Source organism: Streptomyces sp. NPDC051172 (assembly GCF_040682555.1).
GTDB lineage: Bacteria > Actinomycetota > Actinomycetes > Streptomycetales > Streptomycetaceae > Streptomyces.
Genome location: NZ_JBFBBE010000128.1, coordinates 5,020 through 24,661, shown reverse-complemented (window position 1 = coordinate 24,661; position 19,642 = coordinate 5,020). Strand labels below are relative to the sequence as shown.

General features: G+C 70.9%; 16 protein-coding genes. 3 read left to right on the top strand and 13 right to left on the bottom strand.

Annotated features, from left to right (window positions below; translation table 11 throughout):
- Positions 1-227 (bottom strand): carboxyl transferase domain-containing protein (locus AB0N07_RS42620; protein WP_365844848.1); only part of this gene is annotated, 227 nt, incomplete at its 3' end.
- Positions 228-381: 154 nt separating this feature from the next.
- A complete protein-coding gene (locus tag AB0N07_RS42615) occupies positions 382-2,685 on the bottom strand; it encodes a polysaccharide lyase 8 family protein (RefSeq protein ID WP_365844850.1) in 2,304 nt (767 codons plus the stop codon).
- A gap of 158 nt (positions 2,686-2,843) precedes the next feature.
- On the opposite strand from AB0N07_RS42615, the gene AB0N07_RS42610 reads away from it, so the two are divergent.
- Positions 2,844-3,398: a YceI family protein gene (locus AB0N07_RS42610; RefSeq protein ID WP_365844846.1), complete on the top strand. Its 555-nt coding sequence runs from the start codon at positions 2,844-2,846 to the stop codon at positions 3,396-3,398.
- A gap of 34 nt (positions 3,399-3,432) precedes the next feature.
- On the opposite strand, the gene AB0N07_RS42605 is transcribed toward AB0N07_RS42610, so the two are convergent.
- The 3 genes from AB0N07_RS42605 to AB0N07_RS42595 are packed head-to-tail and all read right to left on the bottom strand — an operon-like array spanning position 3,433 to position 5,808.
- Entirely contained in the window at positions 3,433-4,116 is a 684-nt protein-coding gene (locus AB0N07_RS42605; RefSeq protein WP_365844844.1) for a DUF899 family protein, read from the bottom strand.
- Positions 4,117-4,172: 56 nt separating this feature from the next.
- A complete protein-coding gene (locus AB0N07_RS42600; RefSeq protein WP_365844843.1) occupies positions 4,173-4,721 on the bottom strand; it encodes a hypothetical protein in 549 nt (182 codons plus the stop codon).
- Positions 4,648-5,808, bottom strand: a complete 1,161-nt coding sequence (locus AB0N07_RS42595; protein ID WP_365844841.1) for an FUSC family protein — start codon at positions 5,806-5,808, stop codon at positions 4,648-4,650. The genes AB0N07_RS42600 and AB0N07_RS42595 overlap by 74 nt, the downstream gene beginning before the upstream one ends.
- Positions 5,809-5,880: 72 nt before the next feature.
- Here AB0N07_RS42595 and AB0N07_RS42590 point away from each other — a divergent pair, with 72 nt between their 5' ends.
- Positions 5,881-6,303, top strand: a complete 423-nt coding sequence (locus AB0N07_RS42590) for a MarR family transcriptional regulator (protein WP_365844839.1) — start codon at positions 5,881-5,883, stop codon at positions 6,301-6,303.
- Positions 6,304-6,327: 24 nt separating this feature from the next.
- Here the strand turns inward: AB0N07_RS42590 and AB0N07_RS42585 are convergent, their stop codons facing one another.
- The 8 genes from AB0N07_RS42585 to ureA all read right to left on the bottom strand — a co-directional run bounded on the left by AB0N07_RS42585 (position 6,328) and on the right by ureA (position 18,082).
- Positions 6,328-7,677, bottom strand: coding sequence for a hypothetical protein (locus tag AB0N07_RS42585; RefSeq protein WP_365844837.1), 1,350 nt, complete (start codon positions 7,675-7,677; stop codon positions 6,328-6,330).
- Positions 7,678-7,747: 70 nt separating this feature from the next.
- On the bottom strand, positions 7,748-10,756 hold the full coding sequence (locus AB0N07_RS42580; RefSeq protein WP_365844835.1) for a glycoside hydrolase family 3 N-terminal domain-containing protein: 3,009 nt from the start codon (positions 10,754-10,756) through the stop codon (positions 7,748-7,750).
- 108 nt (positions 10,757-10,864) lie between these two features.
- Positions 10,865-11,818, bottom strand: a complete 954-nt coding sequence (locus tag AB0N07_RS42575; RefSeq protein ID WP_365844833.1) for a PQQ-binding-like beta-propeller repeat protein — start codon at positions 11,816-11,818, stop codon at positions 10,865-10,867.
- A gap of 122 nt (positions 11,819-11,940) precedes the next feature.
- Entirely contained in the window at positions 11,941-13,545 is a 1,605-nt protein-coding gene (gene cimA, locus AB0N07_RS42570; RefSeq protein WP_365844831.1) for a citramalate synthase, read from the bottom strand.
- Positions 13,546-13,863: 318 nt separating this feature from the next.
- A complete protein-coding gene (locus AB0N07_RS42565) occupies positions 13,864-14,475 on the bottom strand; it encodes a TetR/AcrR family transcriptional regulator (protein ID WP_365844829.1) in 612 nt (203 codons plus the stop codon).
- A 150-nt stretch (positions 14,476-14,625) separates the two neighbouring features.
- The gene (locus AB0N07_RS42560; protein WP_365844827.1) at positions 14,626-15,663 is read right to left on the bottom strand and encodes an agmatine deiminase family protein; all 1,038 of its coding nucleotides are present in this window, start codon (positions 15,661-15,663) and stop codon (positions 14,626-14,628) included.
- A gap of 44 nt (positions 15,664-15,707) precedes the next feature.
- Positions 15,708-17,402, bottom strand: a complete 1,695-nt coding sequence (locus tag AB0N07_RS42555) for an urease subunit alpha (RefSeq protein ID WP_365844824.1) — start codon at positions 17,400-17,402, stop codon at positions 15,708-15,710.
- Positions 17,399-18,082, bottom strand: a complete 684-nt coding sequence (gene ureA, locus AB0N07_RS42550; protein ID WP_365844822.1) for an urease subunit gamma — start codon at positions 18,080-18,082, stop codon at positions 17,399-17,401. The genes AB0N07_RS42555 and ureA overlap by 4 nt, the downstream gene beginning before the upstream one ends.
- A 118-nt stretch (positions 18,083-18,200) precedes the next feature.
- On the opposite strand from ureA, the gene AB0N07_RS42545 reads away from it, so the two are divergent.
- Positions 18,201-19,642: cytosine permease (locus tag AB0N07_RS42545; protein WP_365844820.1), on the top strand; the 1,442-nt coding region annotated here is incomplete at its 3' end.

Sequence of the window (19,642 nt, the reverse complement as noted above, 5' to 3'; positions counted from 1 at the left end):
CCGAAGCCGACCGCGCGATGGCGACGCAGCTGCTCGACCTCCTGGAAGGAGCCCGGGTCGAGGAGCAGCTCGATGCGCTCCCGGCCGGTCAGCTTGCCCTTGGCGTGCTGCGCCTCGGTCGCCTTCTCGCTCGGGCCGGCCAGCGCCTGCGCACGAATCTCGTGCAGTTCGGCCACTCGCCCGCGCGCGTCCGTCGGCTCACCCGGCGCCTCATCCAAAACGGTCATGTAGTGACCTTACGAAGCCCACCCGAGAAAGCGAGCCGTCGACTCCGTACAGTCTCCGGCCCGTTTTCCTGGTGCCACTGAACAGAACCCTGGCGGCATGCAGGCCTTCCGACTGCTCAGAGGGCGTGCGGCTTGTAGGGGTCACACAAAGCAGTCAGCTGAGAGTCAGCTCACATCGATGAGTCGCACATGACACGCCTGGGGTAATCCGGAGGGTCGTACGGCGGCCTGTACCGAGGACCTCGACGGTGTCGTCGGCCCACACCACCCCGCGTGCCGGATGGTTCCAGGTGATCTCGAACGGCTCACCCGTTCGGGGGGGCTCGCTCACGCAGAGGGTAGCGGTGCGGCGGTGACGGCGTACGAGGACGCTCGAAGCCGCGGAGGCGGTCAGCGGGCCCGCCGTGCCGGGCGCCCAGAAGTTGGCGGCCGTCAGGCCGAGGGACGGGACGTGGACGGCCTGGCGGGTGCTGTCGTTGACGAGGATCGACAGCCAGTGGCGGTCGGCGGCGCGGGAGGCGACGGCTCGGCGGGAGGCGCCGGGCATGAGGACGTAGACATAGCCGGCGTCGGCCGGGTCCGTGCCGTGGTCGAGCCAGAGGGTCTGCCAGCGGCGCGTGGCCCGCTGGGTGGTGCTGGTGGTGTTGATGTCCGACCAGGCGCCGGTGCGGTCCTCGCGGAGGGTGTGCAGTTCGCCGCCGGGGACGACCCAGCCGCCGTGGCCCTCCAGATGGGCCCAGCCCCTCCCCCGTACGAACTCCTGCGTGCCGCCCTCCCCCAGGTTGCGGTTGTCCACGACGGTCTCGACCGGAACGCCGTCGGTGCAGGTGATGCCCGCGCCGAGGCAGATCATTGCGTCCGTGCCGCAGAACCACGACTTGCGGGCCTGAAGCGTCGAGCCGAGGCCCTTGAGGTGCTGGCCGACGGCCGCGTACTCGCCGTCCGTCGTGCCGCCGACCCAGCGCACGTCCGGCTTGGGCGCGCCCCACTCGCCGCCCGCCTTGTCGGGCAGGGGAAGGGTGGAGACAGTGGTGCCCGGGAGGCGGTACCAGTCGACCGTCGGCCAGAACCAGTCCGTGTACTGGTCGCTGCGGCCGGCAGGCCACCAGTAGAGCATTCCGGCGCCCGTGTGCCAGCCGCGCGGGTTCTCGCCGTTGCCGCACTCGTAGTACGCGATGCGGTCGCTGCACATGGCGATGCCCGCCGTGAAGCCCGAGCCGCGGTGGACGGCGCGGTCCATCGCCGGGAAGAGCCGGTGGCCGGCGGGTTCGGGCGCGGCCGGCACCGGTGCGTCGGCGACCGAGTGCAGCCGGGCCAGGTCGGCGACATCGAACTGACGCGCCGTCAGGGTCGGTGTCACGGTGTCCCGTTCGATCCAGCCCTTGATGTACGCGTACCAGCGGTCCCGTTCCGCCGCGCTCGCCCCGCCGGCCAGCAGGGCGATGGCGGCGATGATGCCCTGCCCGTGGAAGTGGTCGCTGCGCATGACCTGGCGATCGTCGCTCTTGAGGTAACCGCGGCTGATCGCACGGCCGTTGACGCCGTCCATCACCAACCCGTCGTGGATCAGGGGCGCGTAGGCGTGCTCGACGCTGTCGAGCACGATCTGCCGGTTGGGATCGGTCACCTCCCACGCCGATCCCGCGAGGAGCGTGAAGAGGCGGCCGAGACCATCGAGCATGACCTGTCCGTACGTCCCCGAGTACGCGACCCAGGTGTGCTGGACGAACGAGCCGTCCGCGTACAGCCCGTCCCCCTTGGTGACGTAAGGGAAGACCGGGGAGAGGGCGTCGCGGGCGAGGGCGAGCTTGGCGTCCGCGCGGCCCAGGATGCCGCGAAGGGCGACCGAGCGGCAGAGGTCTACGCGGTTGGCGCCGGTGGAGGTGCCGGAGTAGTCGGTGAGCATCGCGTCGGGGATGAAGTGGTCCACGGCGGCGCAGGCCGCTGTCCGCTGGGCCTCGGTGAGGTCGTCGTGGAGGACGGCCGTGATGTCCATCAGCAGGCGGGGGCTGCCGATCTGCCATTCCCACCAGTTGCCGTAGCGGGTGGTGGAGGGGTTGTAGATCGTCGCGGAGAGGTGGTCGAGGCCGCGCAGGACGGCCGCGAGGAGGGCAGGGTCGCCGGTCGAGCCGGTGCCCTGCTGGACGTAGGCCTGGGTCATGGTCCACAGGCGGCCGTAGCTCTGGGTGATGCCGGAGGGCGGGTCGTAGGGGCAGCCGGGCCACAGGGAGGTGGGGGTCGGGGCCATGGTGGTCCGGGCGGCGCGGGCGAGTTCGCCGGTTTCCGCGAGCCGGGAGGCGTACGGCTCCGCGGTGGGGTCGTAGCCGGTGCCGAGGGCGAGGTCGAGCCAGCGGCGGCGGAGGGCGGCGTAGGGGTCGGGGACGGCGGCGCGGGCGGGCGGTGCGGCCGTGGCCAGGAGGGCGGCCGCGAGTAAGACGGTTCTGCGGGTGGGTCCCATGGAGCCCCTGCGGTGTGTGGTCATGCCCTGGGCATCTACCACCTCAGCGTAACCACGCCAACACTTTGCGGATGACGTTGAAACGCGCAGGGAATAGGTCTACGGTCGTTTCCGTTGAGTAGTTCAACGTTCAACATACTCACCAAGGGAGCACAGTCATGGCGAACCCCGACCTGACCGCACTGACCGGCGACTACGCGATCGACACGGCCCACTCCACCATCGGCTTCACCGTCCGCCACGCGATGGTCACCAACGTCAAGGGCAAGTTCCTCGACTTCAGCGGGTCACTGCACCTGGACGGCGCCAACCCGTCCGCGTCGTCGGCCTCCATCGACGTCAAGATGGAGAGCATCGACACGGGGTCGGCCGACCGTGACGGTCACCTGAAGGGCGCGGACTTCTTCAAGATCGACGAGTTCCCGACGATGACCTTCCGCTCGACCTCGGCGGAGGCGCTCGGCGGTGAGGACTACCGCATCACCGGCGACCTCACCATCCTCGGCACCACCAAGCCTCTCACCATCGACCTCGAGTTCAACGGCGCCGCGAAGGACCCGTTCGGCAACGAGCGCGTGGGCTTCGAGGGCAAGGCGGAGATCCTGCGCTCCGAGTGGGGGCTGACGTGGAACGCGGCGCTGGAGACGGGTGGGGTGCTGGTCTCCGACAAGATCAAGCTGAACTTCGACATCTCGGCGATCAAGAACGCCTGATTCCGGCGCCTGAAGCGGAGCCGGGGGCGCGGGGTCAGTACTCGATGCTCGGGTACCAGTCGCCGCGCCCCCGCGGGGTGAGGTCCAGGAGGTGCCACACCGGGGCCAGGAGGTCGATGCCTCGTTCCTTGATGTCGTCGGCCATGCGGGGGTGGGCGGAGTAGAAGTGGCGGACGGTGCCGTCGTCGTCGCGGGTGAAGACCGAGACGGTGGAGTCCTGCTCGCCGTCCTCGTCCTCACTGCCGGTGTCGTACTTGAACGTGCTGTCGCCGCAGCTGAGCAGGCGCAGCCCGTGCCAGCCGCGGTTGCGGGCGTGCCGGCGCAGGACGGGCGGGTCCGCGGCAGCCGCTACGACGAAGTCGGCGTTCCGGGTGACGTGGTGGGCTACGCCGCTGAAGCCGTCGATCCACAGGGTGCACATCGGGCAGGGGTCGGTCTGCTTCTTGCCGTACATGAACTGGTAGACGATCAGCGGGCGTTCGGGAGTGCTGAACAGCTCGCTCAGCCTGACCTCACGCACCGGGGTGTCGCCGGCGTCGAGCTCGGCGGGGCCTTCGAGGAAGGTGTAGTCGTCGACGGGCGGCCCGGGCGGCAGCGCGCGGCGCCGAGCGGCGACCTCCTCCCGCCGGCGCATGAGCTCGATCTCGGCCAGGCGCAGCTCTTCGCGGGCGGCGAGGTACTCCGCGGTTTCCCCGGCCAGTCGTGTGTGCCGCAACATCGCGTCCTCCTGGGGTGGGGGTCCCCCGTGCCGGTTCTTCCACTGTAGGGCGGTGGTCACCGCCGGCAGATCTGCTGCACGGCGCGGTCGATGCCGGCGAGTTGCGCCGTGGTGGGCACGACCGGTGCCCGGCCCTCGCGGCGGGCGTTGCGCACGGTCACGAACAGCAGCGGCGTTCCCGGCTGTGGCAGGGGCAGCTGGCAGTAGACGTTCAGGCGGGTGTGCAGGATGCGGACCTGACCGGGCAGGAGCGCGGCGCCGGGTACGGGCAGGGTCTGCAGGAAGCCGTCGTAGCCCTGCCTCGTTCCCGTGAGGGTGACGGGAGAGGCGGAGGCGACGCGCAGGGTGATGCCTAGGTCCAGGGTGTATCGCTGCGGTGTCTCCACAGCGGTGATCCGGACACTGGTGGCGGCGACCGGGTCGGGCGGCGGGCGCGTGGCGACGACGTATCCGACAAGCACGCCCAGCAGGACCGCGCAGACCGCCCCGAGGACCGTCACCCGGACCCGGCGCGACAACGCCCGCCACCGCTCACCGAGCAGCGGCCGATCGTCGCCGAAGCCCTCGACGAGTTCCCGTTCGTCCCCATCGGGCGCGGTCCACACTCCCCAAGGGTAGGAGCGCGTGCGGCCGTTGGACATCGGTCGGAGCAGACTGTGCCGCCGTCGCCCGCCTCCGCGGCACCGGCAGCAGCCACCACGCCGATGCCACCGAGAGCACCGCGCCGACGGCGATGCCCTCCAGGCGGGTCGGCAGCAGGTGTTGGGCGTTCTGGCCGAAGTAGCCGAGGAGGAGGGAGAGGGCGCAGGTCATGCCTGCCGCCCAGTAGGCGTAGCTGAGCGGGCGCAGCCACAGTGCGACCGCGAGGACGGCGAACATCAGGGCCACGCAGGCATGGCCGGTGACGCCGGCCGTCGCCACGCCCGTAGCCAGCAGCGTGCCGACGCAGGCCCCGGCGAGACGCTCGACCCCCTTGCGCAGCACGTCGTTCCGGCCGCGGTTGCCGCTGGCTGCGACGTACGCGGTGAGGACCACCCAGGGCCAGTGGTCGTCGAAGAGCAGGCGGCCCAGGGCGAAGGCGGTGGCGACGCCGGCCGCCATCTGCAGAGCCATGCGTGTGCTCGGGCGGGGGTGGAGACGGGAGCGGCGCGGCGGCTGCTCGGGGACCGGCTCGGCGCGCCAGGGCCCGTACCGGTCCCCCAGCCCCTGCACCAGCCAGACCGAACAGCACGCCAGCGCCCCGATCAGCGCCGCCCAGAACCAGGTCACCAGCCCGCTCTGCGCCTCGGGTGGCAGTGCGGGGCCCGGGACGACGAGCAGGGCGATGAGCGGGAGGGTCAGCAGGGTGCCGGCCTTCGCGGCGGCCGGGCCGCAGCGGCGGATCCAGATGGCCAGCGAGATGCCCGCGGTGAAGACGGCGGCCCCGATCACGTAGTGGGCGGCGATCAGGCGGCCGAGGAAGATCGACGCACCCACCGTCACGGGCAGCACCACGAGCGCGGTGAGGCGACGGCGGGTGTCCGCGGTGCGCTGGGTCGAGGACAGGGTGAGCGACAGGGCCACCGCGAGGACGAGCACGTCGGTGTGCAGCCCGGCGGCGCCCTCCAGCACGAGGGCGGCGGCCCAGCAGAGCAGCATCGCGGTCATCGTCAAAGCCGCTTCGTACGCGTTGCGTATCAGTTTTGCGGTCACTCGTCCGATACTAAGGGCATCCAAGGGTATCCGCCGCCTCCTGATAGTAAGTAGTCGCGTACGATTATGGTCATGGACCCTCTCACCGAAGCCGCCCGCGTCCGCCGTGGCGTCATGCGTCTCAACCGTCGGCTGCGGCAGGAGCGCGGCGACGGGAGTCTCAGCGCCAACCAGCTGTTGGTGCTCGGCCACCTGCACCGGAACGGAACGGCCACCCCCGGCGAGGTCGCGGCGGCCGAGCGGCAGCGGCCGCAGTCGCTGACCCGGGTCTTCGCGGAACTGGAGGCGGAAGGACTGATCCTGCGGGAGCCCGGCACGGTCGACCGGCGGCAGTCCGTGCTGTCGCTGACCGAGGCGGGCCGACGTGCGCTGGACCGGGACATGGCCGAGCGGGACGCCTGGCTGTCGCATGCGCTGGCGTCGCTGAGCCCGACCGAGCGGGGCCTGCTGGAGCTGGCGGCGGCGGTGATGGAGCGGCTGGCGGACGAGGCCTGAACCGCCCCTGCGCAGGGGGTTGCCTCAGAACCCTCCGCCGAAGTCCCCGCCGCCTCCGAAGTCCCCTCCCCCGCCGTCGCCGAAGCCGCCCCCGAAGTCACCGGGGTCGAAGTCCGCGCCGGAGGTGTCTCCGCCCGCGTATCCGCCGCCGAAGTCGCCGTATCCGGTGCCGTAGTCGGCCGCGTACGACGGTGTCGCCATCATGCTGCCCAGCAGGGTGCCGACGAGCAGGCCCGGCAGCAGGCCGCCGCCGAAGTAGCCGCCCGCCCAGGGGCCGTAGGCCGGGCCCGCGTCCCAGTACGGGCGGCGGCCCTGGTCGGTGTCGACCTCGCGGACGACGGGGTCGCGGCCGTCGGCGAGGCGGGTGGCGTCGGCCGCGCAGACGGGGACCTGGCGCGGGGCGCCGCCCGGGGGCGTCCAGTCGGCGTCGGCGACGGACGGGCCGTGGCGGGGGTCGAAGAAGCAGGGCGGCCGGCGTTCGGGCAGCGGACGGCCCTCGCGGCGGGCGGCGAGCAGGACCAGCGAGAAACGGCCGTCCTCCAGCGCCTGCGTGACGGCACGCACGTCCTCGGGTCTACGGGCCTCGGCCATGGCCGACTTGGCCTGCTCGTAGGCGTCCAGCGCCCGTTCGTAGTCGGCGCGCATGGCGTCGTCGGCGCCGGCCTCCGCCGGATGGAAGTCGAGGCGGTCCAGTTCCTCGCCGAAGGCCGTGATGTCCTCGTCGACCACGACCCGCAGCCGGTCCAGCGCCGCCTGCTGCTCCGCGGCCCTGCGGCGCCGGCTCCGCCGTACCAGCGTGTAGGCGCCCGCGCCGCCCGCCACCAGCACCGCGCCCGCGGTGATCAGCGCGGTGTACGACACCCCGCCACCGGAGGAGGAGCCCCAGCTCGACGGGGCGGAGCCGCCCATGTTGGTGACGGCGCTGTTCGTGAAGTCGGTCAGCTGGGTCCTGGCGGCCTTGTCGCCCTGGACGCTGCTGACCAGGTTCTGTACGGCGGTGCGCGGCAGGACGGAGGAGTCGGCCCTCGCGTCGAAGCGGTCGCCGAGACGGATCGCGTACAGGCCCGTGATACCGGTGGCGGTGCGCAGGTTCCGGAAGAGGTCGGTCGTGGGGTAGCCGGCGGGGAGGACGGCGACGAAGAGGGGCTTGTCGGCGTCCTTGATCTGTTTCGCGAGGGCCTGCGCGTCGGCGGACGACAGCTGGGCGCTCGCCGCCGGGTCGACGTAGACCGGACTCCTGCGCAGAGACTCGGCGATCGTCGAGACGCTCGTGTCGGCGGAGGCCGGCGGGGAGCCCGCCGACAGTACGGTCAGGACGGCGAGCAGGGCCAGGAGCAGCCCCGGGAGGCTTCGGGTCCGTACGACGGCCTTCATGGTTCGAAGCTACCCGAAGCCTCCCAAAACTGGTCATCCGTTCAGGTGAAAGAGGCGATTGATGTCCTCCTCAGATGGCCCGGTAGGCCGTGATCAGCTTCTCCACGGCCGCCCCGTACCGTCCGGTGAGCGAGAGGTGGTCCGCGTCGGCGAAGGGTTTCGCCACTGCCTCGGTGATGGTCGTGCCCGCCTTCTGCTGGACGATCAGCCGGGCCTTGGCGACGAGCGCGCGGCCGGTCTCGTCCGCGCCCTTCTTCTCGGCGACGGCGGCGGCCGCCGCGAGCGCCTTCAGCGTCACCGCGCCTCCCTCGGGCACCTTGGTCAGGGTCGTCAGACCCCAGCCGTACGGGAACTGCGGGTCGTACGCCGTGTCACCGACGTTGATCGGCAGCTGCGCCTCGGACCTGGGCCAGGTGACCGGGAGTTGACCGGTGAAGGGGCGTTTGCCGTACAGCACGTCGGCCACCCCGTCGCCCTCCGTGCCCGGCAGCCAGGAGGCGACCAGGCCGTCGATCTCACCGAGCCGGTCACCGATCAGCTGGGGACGCCCGGAGACGATCAGCACCACGCACTTCATGGCCGCGCACACCTTGTCCACGGCGGCCCGGTCGGCGGCGGAGAGCTGCAGATCGTGCCCGTTGCCGACGTCGCCGACGCCCTCGGCGTACGGGGTCTCGCCCACGACGACCACGCCGACGTCGTAGCCGGCTGTGGGCGCGGAGGCGTCCTTGGAGTAGGTGACGTCTCCGTCCTTGCGCATTCCGGCGAGGATGGTCGTGCCCTGGGTGTGGGTGCCGGACGCGCCCTGCCAGGTGACGGTCCAGCCGCCGGTCTGGTTGCCGAGGTCGTCGGCGTTGGACCCGGCGACGTAGACCTTCTGGTCCTTCTTCAGGGGCAGCACGCTGTTCGCGTTCTTCAGCAGGACCTGTGACTCGGCGGCCGCCTGCCTCGCGACGGCCCGGTGCGCGGCGGAACCGATCGCCGCGGCGCCGCTCGTGTCGGCGTACGGCTTCTCGAAGAGCCCAAGGCGGAACTTCTGCGTGAGGATGCGCGACACGGCGTCGTCGATCCGCCGCTCGCTGATGCGGCCCGCCTGCACCTCGGCGACGAGCTGCGCGGTGAAGTCCTTGTACGAGTACGGCACCATCATCATGTCGACGCCCGCGTCGACGGACGTACGCACGTGGGAGGAGTAGTCGCCGGGGAGCTGGTCGATGGCGTTCCAGTCGCTGATCACGAAGCCGTCGAAGCCCATACGGCCCTTGAGCACGCCGCTGATCATGTCGGCGCGGGCGTGCATCTTCACCGGGCCCTGTCCGTCGCCGAGGATGTCGAGCGAGGAGTACGAGGGCATGACCGTACCGATGCCCCGGTCGACGGCCGTCCGGTACGGCGCCAGGTGGACGGCCTCCAACTGCTGCCGGGTGACCTTGGTGACGCCCTGGTCGATGGTGTACGTGCCGGTGGTGGACGAGCCGTACTCGGTGCCGCCGTCGCCGACGAAGTGCTTGGCGGTGGCGAGGACCTTGTCGTTGTCCTTCAACTTCCGTCCGTTCGGCGGGCCTTGGAGGCCCTGGATGACCGTCTCCATGTTCTGCACGAGCGCGGGGTCCTCGCCGAAGGACTCGTAGGAGCGGCCCCAGCGTTCGTCGCGGGAGACACAGAGGCAGGGCGCGAAGTCCCAGGGGATGCCGGTGGCGCGGACCTCGGACGCGGTCACCGCCCCCGTCTTCTCGGCGAGCCGGGGATCGCGGGTGGCGCCGAGGCCGATGTTGTGCGGCATGATCGTGGCGCCGACCAGGTTGTTGTGGCCGTGCACCGCGTCGACTCCGTAGATCAGCGGGATCTGGAACCGGGTTGCCTGCGCCCGCAGTTGGAAGCCGTCGATCATCTTCGCCCAGGCCTCGGGGGTGTTGGGCGTGGGCGTGGAGCCGCCGCCGGACAGGAGCGAGCCGAGAGCGTACGTCGCGATGTCGCCGCCGTCCCCGACGGCCCCGCGCTCGGCCTGGGTCATCTGGCCGGCCTTCTCCGCCAGGGACATGCGGGAGACGAGGTCGGCGACCCGCTTCCTGACCGGCAACTTGGCGTCCAGGTACGGCAGTCCGTGGGCGTCGATGACGATCTGAGGGGAATCGGCGGGAGGCTTGGCGCCGGTGACCATGAGCTTGAGCGGGATCGTCTTCGCGGACTCGGCCGACTTGTCATGCAGGGTCGGTACGTGGATGGTCCGCGTCGCTCCGGAGGCCGTACCGGCGGGGAAGGTGAGGGTTCCGGAGACCGGTGTGTAGTCCTTGCCGGGGTCCGCCGTGCCGCCCGTGGTCTCGTAGGTGACGGTCACCGGGTCCGCGACGGGGGCGGAGCCGGTGGTGGCGAGGGTGACCTGGACCGCGGCCGTACCGCCCGCCTTCACCGGGTACACGGCGGCGTCGGTCGTGACGTTCGCCCGCAGGGATTGATCGGCCTTCCCGTACAACTCGACGTCGTCCATGGCGAATCGGCCCTTGACGCCGACCGGGAGGGTGACGGAGTAGCCCCACATCCGGGTCAGCCCGAGGACGTGGTCGATGCCGCCGACCGGCTGGTAGTCGGTCCGGTAGACGAAGTCCGTGAAGGGGATCTCGACCTGTTTCCAGCCGGTGAAGTCGTCGGTGAAGGAGGTCGTCCAGAGTTCGGAGGCCTCGCCGTTCGCGCCGCCGTCCTTGATCTCGAAGGCGATCTTCTTGTTGTTGTCCTGGCCGTCCCACCAGAAGCGGATGCCCTTGTGGGCGGACCAGTCGTGGGCGGGTTCGTTGACGGCGTAGTCGTGGGTGAAGCCGCCGTAGCCGCTGATGTCGTAGGTGCCGGTGAGTACTTTTGCGCCCTCGGGGGCGTCGGATCTGGCGGTCAGCTGCAGCGTGGGCGGATCGTCGCTGTCGCCGCCCCAGGTGAAGATGCCCTCCGCGGGCTGGGAGGCGAAGGGGACCTCGCCCTCGAAGCGGTCGACGGGGACCGGGGGTGGATCGTCGACCGCCCGTGCCACGGCGAGGGGTAACAGGGCGGTGAGCAAGGCGGTGGAGACGAGCAGGGCGGTTCTTCGCATGGCCTTCCCTCAACTCTCTTGTCCCACAAACGACTTAGTTCACCTCGTGAGTTAACGAGTGGCGCAGGAAGCCGTCAAGACGGCCGACAGCCCCTGAACAACCGGCACCTACGCGTCCAGCGTGTAGAGGCAGTCGTCGCTGCAGGCGTGGACGAGACCGTTGGCCACCACCAGGGACCGGAGGTTGTCGCCCACCTTCGCCTGCCAGGCGACCTGGCCGTCGTCCGCACTGATCGCGCACACCGCCCCGAGTCTGGTGCCGAAGTACACCTTTCCGTCGACGAACACGGGTGAGGAACGGATGTCGCTGTCGGCGGTGACGCACCATCGCGCCTCGCCGGTGGTCGCGTTCAGGGCGTGGAGGTGACGCACACCGTCGGCGATGTAGAGGGTGTCGCCGTGGATCGCCGGCGTGCTCTCGAAGCCGCCGCGGGCGAGGTGAGGCGTCACCGACCAGCGTTGCTCGCCGGTGGCGGCGTCCAGTGCGTACACCCCGCGGTGAAGTCTTCCGCCCAGGTACAGGGTGCCGTCGTGGACCAGGGGCGTGACGGCCCCACGGACGGGGGTGGACCGCTGCCAGCGGACGGCGCCCGTGGCCGGGTCGAGGGCCCGGACCGTTCCCCTGTCGTCGACGACGTACAGCGTGCCGTCGGCCGGCACGGGCCCCGAGTAGTTCACGCCGCTGCGCCGGTACTTCACCCGCCAACGGCGGCGCCCGGTCGCCGCGTCGAAGGTACGGAGGTGGCGGCCGCCGTCGACGTGGTGAACCAGGCCGTCCGCGACGACGGGCGGCGTCAGCGAGACGACGGGGGTCCGCCTGCGCCAGCGGACCCGGCCGTCGGCGGTGTCGACGGCGTAGAGCCTGTTCCCGCCGTACCTGGTCTGGCCCGCGAGATAGACGGTGTCACCGGACACGGCGGGAGGGGCGAGGTGGCCGATCTCGGTGTCCCACCGGACGAATCCGTCGGCCGCGCGGACGGCCCACAGGCTGTCATGGCCGACCACGTAGACGGTTCCGTCGTGGACGCAGGGCACCGAGAGTCCGGGCCGACGAACGTCCACCAGCGCACGGTTCTGGTCCCTGTTCCCATGAGGAGCCCCCAACTGGCCTGATCAGGCATTCCGTTGGCGACACAGTACGGCGGAGCCCTCGCCGGACGAAGGCCCCCGTCCGAGAGACGGAGTTACTCCGCGGGCTCCACCCCGGCCCGCAGCAGTCCGTACGTGTAGGCGTCCTCAAGCGCCTGCCAGGACGCGGCGATCACGTTCTCCGCGACACCGACCGTGGACCACTCGCCGGAGCCGTCCGACGTCGAGATGAGGACCCGGGTGGTGGACTGAGTGCCGTGGACGCCCTCCAGGATGCGGACCTTGTAGTCGACGAGGTCGAGCTTGGCCAGCTGGGGGTAGATCTTTTCCAGAGCGACCCTCAGCGCCCGGTCCAGGGCGTTGACCGGGCCGTTGCCCTCGGCGGTGGCGACGATGCGCTCGCCCTTGGCGTAGAGCTTGACGGTGGCCTCGTTGGCGTGGGTGCCGTCGGGGCGGTCCTCGACGATGGCACGCCAGGACTCGACCTCGAAGTAGCGCAGCGGCCTGCCCTGGACCTCGGCGCGCAGGAGCAGTTCGAAGCTCGCGTCGGCCGCCTCGTAGGTGTAGCCCTTGAGCTCGCGCTCCTTGACGCGCTCGACGACCCGGCCGACCAGCTCACGGTCGCCGCCCAGGTCGACACCGAGCTCCTTGCCCTTGAGCTCGATCGAGGCGCGGCCCGCCATGTCGGACACGAGCATCCGCATGGTGTTGCCGACCAGCTCGGGGTCGATGTGCTGGTAGAGGTCCGGGTCGACCTTGATCGCGGAGGCGTGCAGGCCGGCCTTGTGGGCGAAGGCCGAGACACCGACGTACGGCTGGTGCGTGGACGGGGTGAGGTTCACGACCTCGGCGATGGCGTGCGAGATCCGGGTCATCTCGCGCAGCGCACCCTCGGGCAGGACCTGCTTGCCGTACTTGAGCTCCAGGGCGGCGACGACCGGGAAGAGGTTGGCGTTGCCGACGCGCTCGCCGTAGCCGTTGGCCGTGCACTGGACGTGGGTGGCGCCCGCGTCGACGGCGGCGAGGGTGTTGGCGACCGCGCAGCCGGTGTCGTCCTGGGCGTGGATGCCGAGCCGGGCGCCGGTGTCGGCGAGGACGGTCGAGACGACGGCCTGGACCTGGGCGGGGAGCATGCCGCCGTTGGTGTCGCAGAGGATCACCACGGAGGCCCCGGCTTCGGCGGCGGCCCGTACGACGGCCTTGGCGTACTCGGGGTTGGCGCGGTAGCCGTCGAAGAAGTGCTCGCAGTCGACGAACACCCGGCGGCCCTGCTCACGCAGGTACGACACCGTGTCGCGGACCATCTCCAGGTTCTCGTCCAGCGTCGTCCGCAGGGCCAGCTCCACATGCCGGTCGTGGGACTTCGCGACCAGGGTGATCACCTCGGCGCCCGAGTCCAGGAGCGCCTTGACCTGCGGGTCCTCGCTCGCCTTGGCACCGGCGCGGCGGGTGGCGCCGAAGGCGACGAGCTGGGCGTGCCTGAAGTCGATCTCCTGCCGGGCGCGGGCGAAGAACTCGGTGTCCCGCGGGTTGGCGCCGGGCCAGCCGCCCTCGATGAAGCCCACGCCGAAGTCGTCCAGATGCCGTGCGATGGCCAGCTTGTCCGCGACGGTGAGGTTGATTCCCTCGCGCTGCGCGCCGTCGCGCAGCGTGGTGTCGAAGACGTGGAACGAATCGTCGAGCTCGCTGGTTGCGGTCATGGTGTTCAAGGCTCCTGCTGTTGGATCCCGTCGGATCACGGTCGTTACCGGAATGACCGGCTCCACCGTCCTCAATGATCCCTCGCGCTTTGCTCCCGGCTGAAGGTGGGCCAGAAAAGCGAAAAACCCCTCGCGGGTGCGAGAGGTCTGCGCGCGGGTCGAGGACGACGGTGTCCACCCGTACCTGGTCGTACGTGGCGGTCACTGCGGACCGGCGCGCCTGCTGCCAATAATCATGGCGAACGAGAGCACGGTGGCAGTCTGGCACAACCCGCCCCCGTGTTCACTGTCCGTCTCAGGATGCGAGCACTGTGCTGATCACGGCAGGTCCGCGAGCAGGCTCTCGTCCAGGAACTCTCGTACATGGCCGAGAACTTGCGCCCGGTCCGTGCCGCGCAGGCCGATCGCCACATGGATGGAGAAGCCGTCCAACAGGGCCCGCAGCCGGGTCGCGTACCGGTCGGGGTCGACGCGGCGGAACTCCGCCCGCGACACCCCCTCCGCGATCAGCGCCACCAGGTCGCGGTGCCAGACGCCCTCGATGGCGGCCTGCCGGTCGCGGGCGGCCGATTCGGCGGCAGCGCTCTGCGAGCGGTTCCAGACCTCCAGCCAGAGGGTCCAGTGCGGGTCGCGGTGACCGTCGGGTACGTAGAGGTCGACGTATGCGTCGAGCCGCTCGCGGGCCGTGCCGCCGTGTGCCAGCAGCCGTCCGCGCTCGGCGCCCAGCCGGCCCTCGCTCCACTCCAGGGCCTGCAGCAGCAGTTCGTCCTTGGTGCGGAAGTAGTAGAGGAGATGCCCGCTGCTCATCCCGACCTCCCGGCCGAGCGCCGCCATGGTGAGCTTCTCCAGACCGCGCTCGGCGATCATGGCCATGGCAGCGGCGAGGAGTTGTTCGCGGGGCGGGGCGGGAGTGCGGCGCCGGGCGGTCACGTGGCCACCTCGGCCGTGTCCAGGACGTCGTCCGGGTACTCGGGCATCTCGTCCAGTTGCCGGACCGGCTCGGTCAGCCGGCCTCCACAGGCGGCACAGATCAGCACGTTCACCCGTACGTTCTACCTGACGGGGCTGCCCCGCGGGCCGTCACCGGACCTTCGGCTGCTGCTGGGTGATGCAGTGGATGCCGCCGCCGCCCGCGAAGATCGTCCGGGCGTCCACGAGGGTCACCGTCCGCTCCGGGAAGAGCCGGCGGAAGATCCCGGCGGCGATCTCGTCTCGCGGGTCGTCGAAGCCGCAGAGCACGACGCCGCCGTTGCAGAGGTAGTGGTTGATGTAGGAGTAGTCGGCCCAGTGGCCGTCGGCCTCCAGCACGGTGGGCGCCGGGACCTCGACGACCTCCAGGCTGCGGCCCCGCGCGTCCGTCTGCGCCCTCAGCAGCCCGATGACCTCCTTCGTCACCTCGTGGTCCGGGTGCGCCGGGTCCGGCTGGGAGTGCGCGACCACGACGCCGGGGCGCGCGAACGCGGCCACGATGTCGACATGGCCGAGGGTGCCGAAGCCGTGCGGGGGGTAGTCGCCGGTGAGGCCGCGGGGCAGCCAGATGGCCTTGCGGGTGCCGAGCTGGGCGTGGATCTCCGCCTCGACCTGCTGCTTCGTCCAGCCCGGGTTGCGCTCGGGGCCGAGTTGCACGGTCTCCGTGAGCAGGACCGTCCCCTCGCCGTCGACGTGGATCGCGCCGCCCTCGTTGACCAGCTTCGAGGCGTACGTCCTCGCGCCCGCGAGGTCCGAGACATACGCGGCGATCTTCGCGTCGTGCTCCCAGCGGGCCCAGCCCTGGGCACCCCAGCCGTTGAACGTCCAGTCCACGGCGGCGAGTTCACGCCCGTTCGTGAGGAACGTCGGGCCGATGTCCCGCATCCACGCGTCGTCCAGCTCGCGCTCGACCGTGTCGACGTCCGGGCCCAGCAGCTCCCGCGCCTGCGCCGACTGGCCCGGTCCGCACACCACCGTCACCGGCTCGAAGCGGCGGACCGCACGGGCGACCGACGCCCAGGCGGCGCGCGAGGCGGCGAGGTCCTCCGGGTCGCCGAAGGTCGTGTTGGGCCCCGGCCACGCCATCCAGGTGCGCTCGTGCGGGGTCCATTCGGCGGGCATGCGGAAGCCGTCGGCAGTAGCAGCCATGGAGGCAGTCCTTTTCAAAAAGTGTGTCACTTTTCGCGGAAGTGTCACAGAAAGTAGAGACGGTTCAGGGAGACGGAGTCGGCCGGCTGCGAGCGGATCGGCTCTCCGTCGAGGGTGACCAGACCGGTCCGCTGGTCGACGTCCACCGCTCCGGTACGGGAGTTGAGCCGCAGGTCGGCCGGTCCGATGCCGCGGGTGCCGCGCACGGCGACCCTTCTGCGCCGGGTGGGCATGGTGTCGTTGCCCTGGTCCAGGGCAGCTTGGGCGACGAAGGCGACGGAGATCTCGGCGGGCGTCGCGCCGTGCGCCCCGAACTGCGGTCCGAGGGCCAGCGGTTCACAGGTGTCGGTCGCCGCGTTCGGGTCGCCGACCACGCCGTACGCCGGGAAGCCGGACTTGAGGACGAGCTGCGGCTTCGCCCCGAAGTACTCCGGCCGCCACAGCACGATGTCGGCGAGCTTGCCGACCTCGATCGACCCGACCTCGTGCGAGAGGCCGTGCGCGATCGCCGGGTTGATGGTCAGCTTGGCCATGTAGCGCAGGACGCGCTCGTTGTCGTGCTCGTCCGGGGCGCCGAGCTCGGCCTTCATCTTCCCGGCCATGGCGAAGGTGCGGCGGACGGTCTCACCGGCCCGCCCCATGCCCTGCGCGTCGGACGAGGTGATGCCGATCGCGCCCAGGTCGTGCAGCACGTCCTCGGCGCCCATGGTCCCGGCACGGATGCGGTCGCGGGCCATGGCGGCGTCGCCGGGCAGGTCGGTCTTCAGGTCGTGGACGGAGACGATCATGCCGTAGTGCTCGGCGACGGCGTCCCGCCCGAAGGGGAGGGTCGGGTTGGTCGAGGAGCCGATGACGTTCGGGACACCCGCCATCTTCAGGACGTTGGGGACGTGCCCGCCGCCGCACCCCTCGATGTGGAAGGCGTGGATGGTCCGCCCTTCCAGCACCCGCAGGGTGTCCTCCACCGACAGGCACTCGTTCAACCCGTCGCTGTGCAGGGCCACTTGGACGTCGTGCTCCTCGGCGACGCGCAAGGCCGTGTCCAGGGCACGCGTGTGGGCGCCCATGTCCTCGTGCACCTTGAAGCCGCTCGCGCCGCCCTCGGCCAACGCCTCCACCAGGGGCGCGGAGTGCGAGGACGAACCGCGGCCCAGGAAGCCGATGTTGACCGGCCAGGCGTCGAAGGCGTTGAAGGCGTGCCGCAGCGCCCACGGCGAGTTGACGCCGACCCCCCACACCGGCCCGAACTCCTGCCCGATGATCGTGGTCACGCCGGACGCCAGCGAGGCCTCCATGATCCGCGGCGACAGCAGATGGACGTGCGTGTCCACGGCACCGGCGGTGGCGATGAGCCCCTCACCGGACACGATCGAGGTGCCCGTACCGACGACGACGTCGACCCCGTCGAGGGTGTCGGGGTTCCCGGCGCGCCCGATCGAGCAGATCCGCCCCTCCCGGATGCCGATCGACACCTTCCGGATCCCCTGCACGGCGTCGATCACCACCACATTGCTGATGACGACGTCACAGGTCTCCCGGACGGCCGCGGCCTTGAGGTGCAGCCCGTCGCGGGCGGTCTTCCCGAAGCCGGCGAGGAACTCGTCGCCGTACTGCTGGGAATCGGACTCGATGCGGACGGTCAGCCCGGAGTCACCGAGCCGGACCCGGTCGCCGGCGCGGGGCCCGTGGGTGGCGGCATACGCACGGGGGTCGATGCTCGCGTAGGAATCGTTGCTCATCGGTCTGCTCCCAGATAGCCGCAGGCGGCGGCCCTGCGCAGGGCCTCTTCCTTCGCCCCCGGCGCGTCCAGCGCCCCGTCGACGAGCCCCGCGAACCCGATCGCGACCCGCTCGCCCCCGATCGGCACCAGCCCGACCTCGACGCTCTCCCCCGGCCCGAACCGCACCGACGACCCGGCGGGCACGGCGAGCCGCATCCCGTAGGCCTGTTCCCGTACGAAGTCGAGGCGCGGGTTGGCCTCGAAGAAGTGGAAGTGCGAGGTGACGGAGACCGGCACGGTGGCGGTGTTCGTCACCGTCAGCCGCACGGCCGCCTCGGGCTCGGCATGCTCGGGGCCGGGCAGCAGCGCGCCCGGCGCCTGCTCCCCCAGCCCGCCCCCGCCGATCGGATCACTCACCACCGCGAGCCGCGAACCGTCGTCGAAGACGGCCTCCACATGCACCTCGGTGACCACGTCCGCGACGCCGGGCAGCACATCGGCCGGACCGAGGACGGACCGGGCGCGCTCGATGGCCTCGGCGAGCCGGGCGCCGTCGCGGGCGGCCTCGCAGACGGTGTCCGCTATGAGCGCGGTGGCCTCCGGCACGTTGAGCCGAAGGCCCCGGGCCCGCCGCGCCCGGGCCAGTTCGGCGGCCCCGAAGAGCAGCAGCCGGTCGCGTTCGGTCGGTGTCAGCCGCATGTCCATCCCTCCATTTAGAGCATCACTCTAAACAGACAAGCACCTTGGGGGAAGGTCTTGACGGCCAAGGCGTCAGGGGTCACATTGAGTGCCGCTCTAACCAACCGAAAGGGCCGTTATGCCGATCTCGATGGAACAGCGCGGAGTGGACACCATTCCCGACGAGGAACGCACCAGCGGGCCCCGCGACCTCGTCTCGATCCTGCTGGGTTCCAACCTCTGTCTGGGCGTGATCATCTTCGGCTGGCTGCCGCCGTCGTTCGGCCTGGACTGGTGGTCGTCGCTGAGCTCGATCGTGGTCGGCACGGTGGCGGGCACGGCTCTGACGGCGCCCTTGGCGCTGATCTCCCTGCGCACCGCGACGAACCTCTCCACCTCCTCCGGCGCCCAGTTCGGCGTGCGCGGCCGGCTGGTCGGCTCGGTGGTCGGTCTGCTCCTCGCGCTCGGCTACACGGCGCTGACCGTGTGGATCGGCGGGGACGTGATGGTCGGCGTGCTGCGGCGGCTGTTCGGGCTGCCGGTGGACGGAGTGGCGTACGCCCTGGTCTACGCGGTCCTCGCCGGGGCGACGGTCGCGGGCGCGGTGTACGGGTACCGGGTGCTGCTGGCCATGTCCCGGGTCCTGGCGATCGGCATGACTGCGCTGCTGGCGCTGGGCGTCATCGCCTACGCCCCGCACTTCACCACCTCGGCGATCCCGGAGACCGGCGGCTATCTGCTGGGCGGCTACTGGCCGACCTGGTTCCTGGCGACGGTGGCCGCGGGCCTGTCCGGCCCGATCGCCTTCATCACCCTGCTCGGCGACTACACCCGCTACATCTCCCCGGCCCGCCACTCCTCCCGCCGGGTCCTGCACGCGACCTGGCTCGGCCTGATCCTGGGCCTGCTGGTCCCCCAGCTCTTCGGCACCTTCACCGCGTACGCGGCCCGCGCGGCGGCTGACTACGCGGGCCCGCTGGTGACGGCGTCCCCCGCCTGGTACCTGATCCCGCTCCTGCTCTCCGCCTCCGCGGGCTCGGTCGGCAACGCGGGTCTGATGCTGTACTCCATGGGCCTCGACCTGGACGCGATCCTGCCGCGCGCATCCCGGGCCCGAGCCACGTACACCGTCGCGATCGTCGCCACGGCCTGCGTCTTCATCGGCCATTACACCTGGAACGCCCAGTCGGCGATGACGTCCTTCGTCCTCCTCCTGACGGCCATCGGCACCCCGTGGGCGGTCATCACCCTCATCGGCTTCGTACGCTGCCGCGGGGTGTACGACCCGGACGCCCTCCAGGTGTTCAACCGCCGCGCCCGGGGCGGGATCTACTGGTACCGGGCGGGCTGGAACGTACGGGCGACGGTGTCCTGGGCGGTGGGCGCCGGGTTCGGCCTGCTGGGGGTGTCACTGCCGTCCTACGAGGGCCCACTGCTGTCGCTGACGGGCGGGGTGGACTGCAGTTTCGTGTTGTCGGGACTGGTGGGCGGCCTGACGTACGTGTTCCTGCAGCCGAGGGCGGGGTTCGCATTTTCAGCCCGTCCGGCGTTTGAGGACGAGGCCGTCCAGGCCGAAACGGG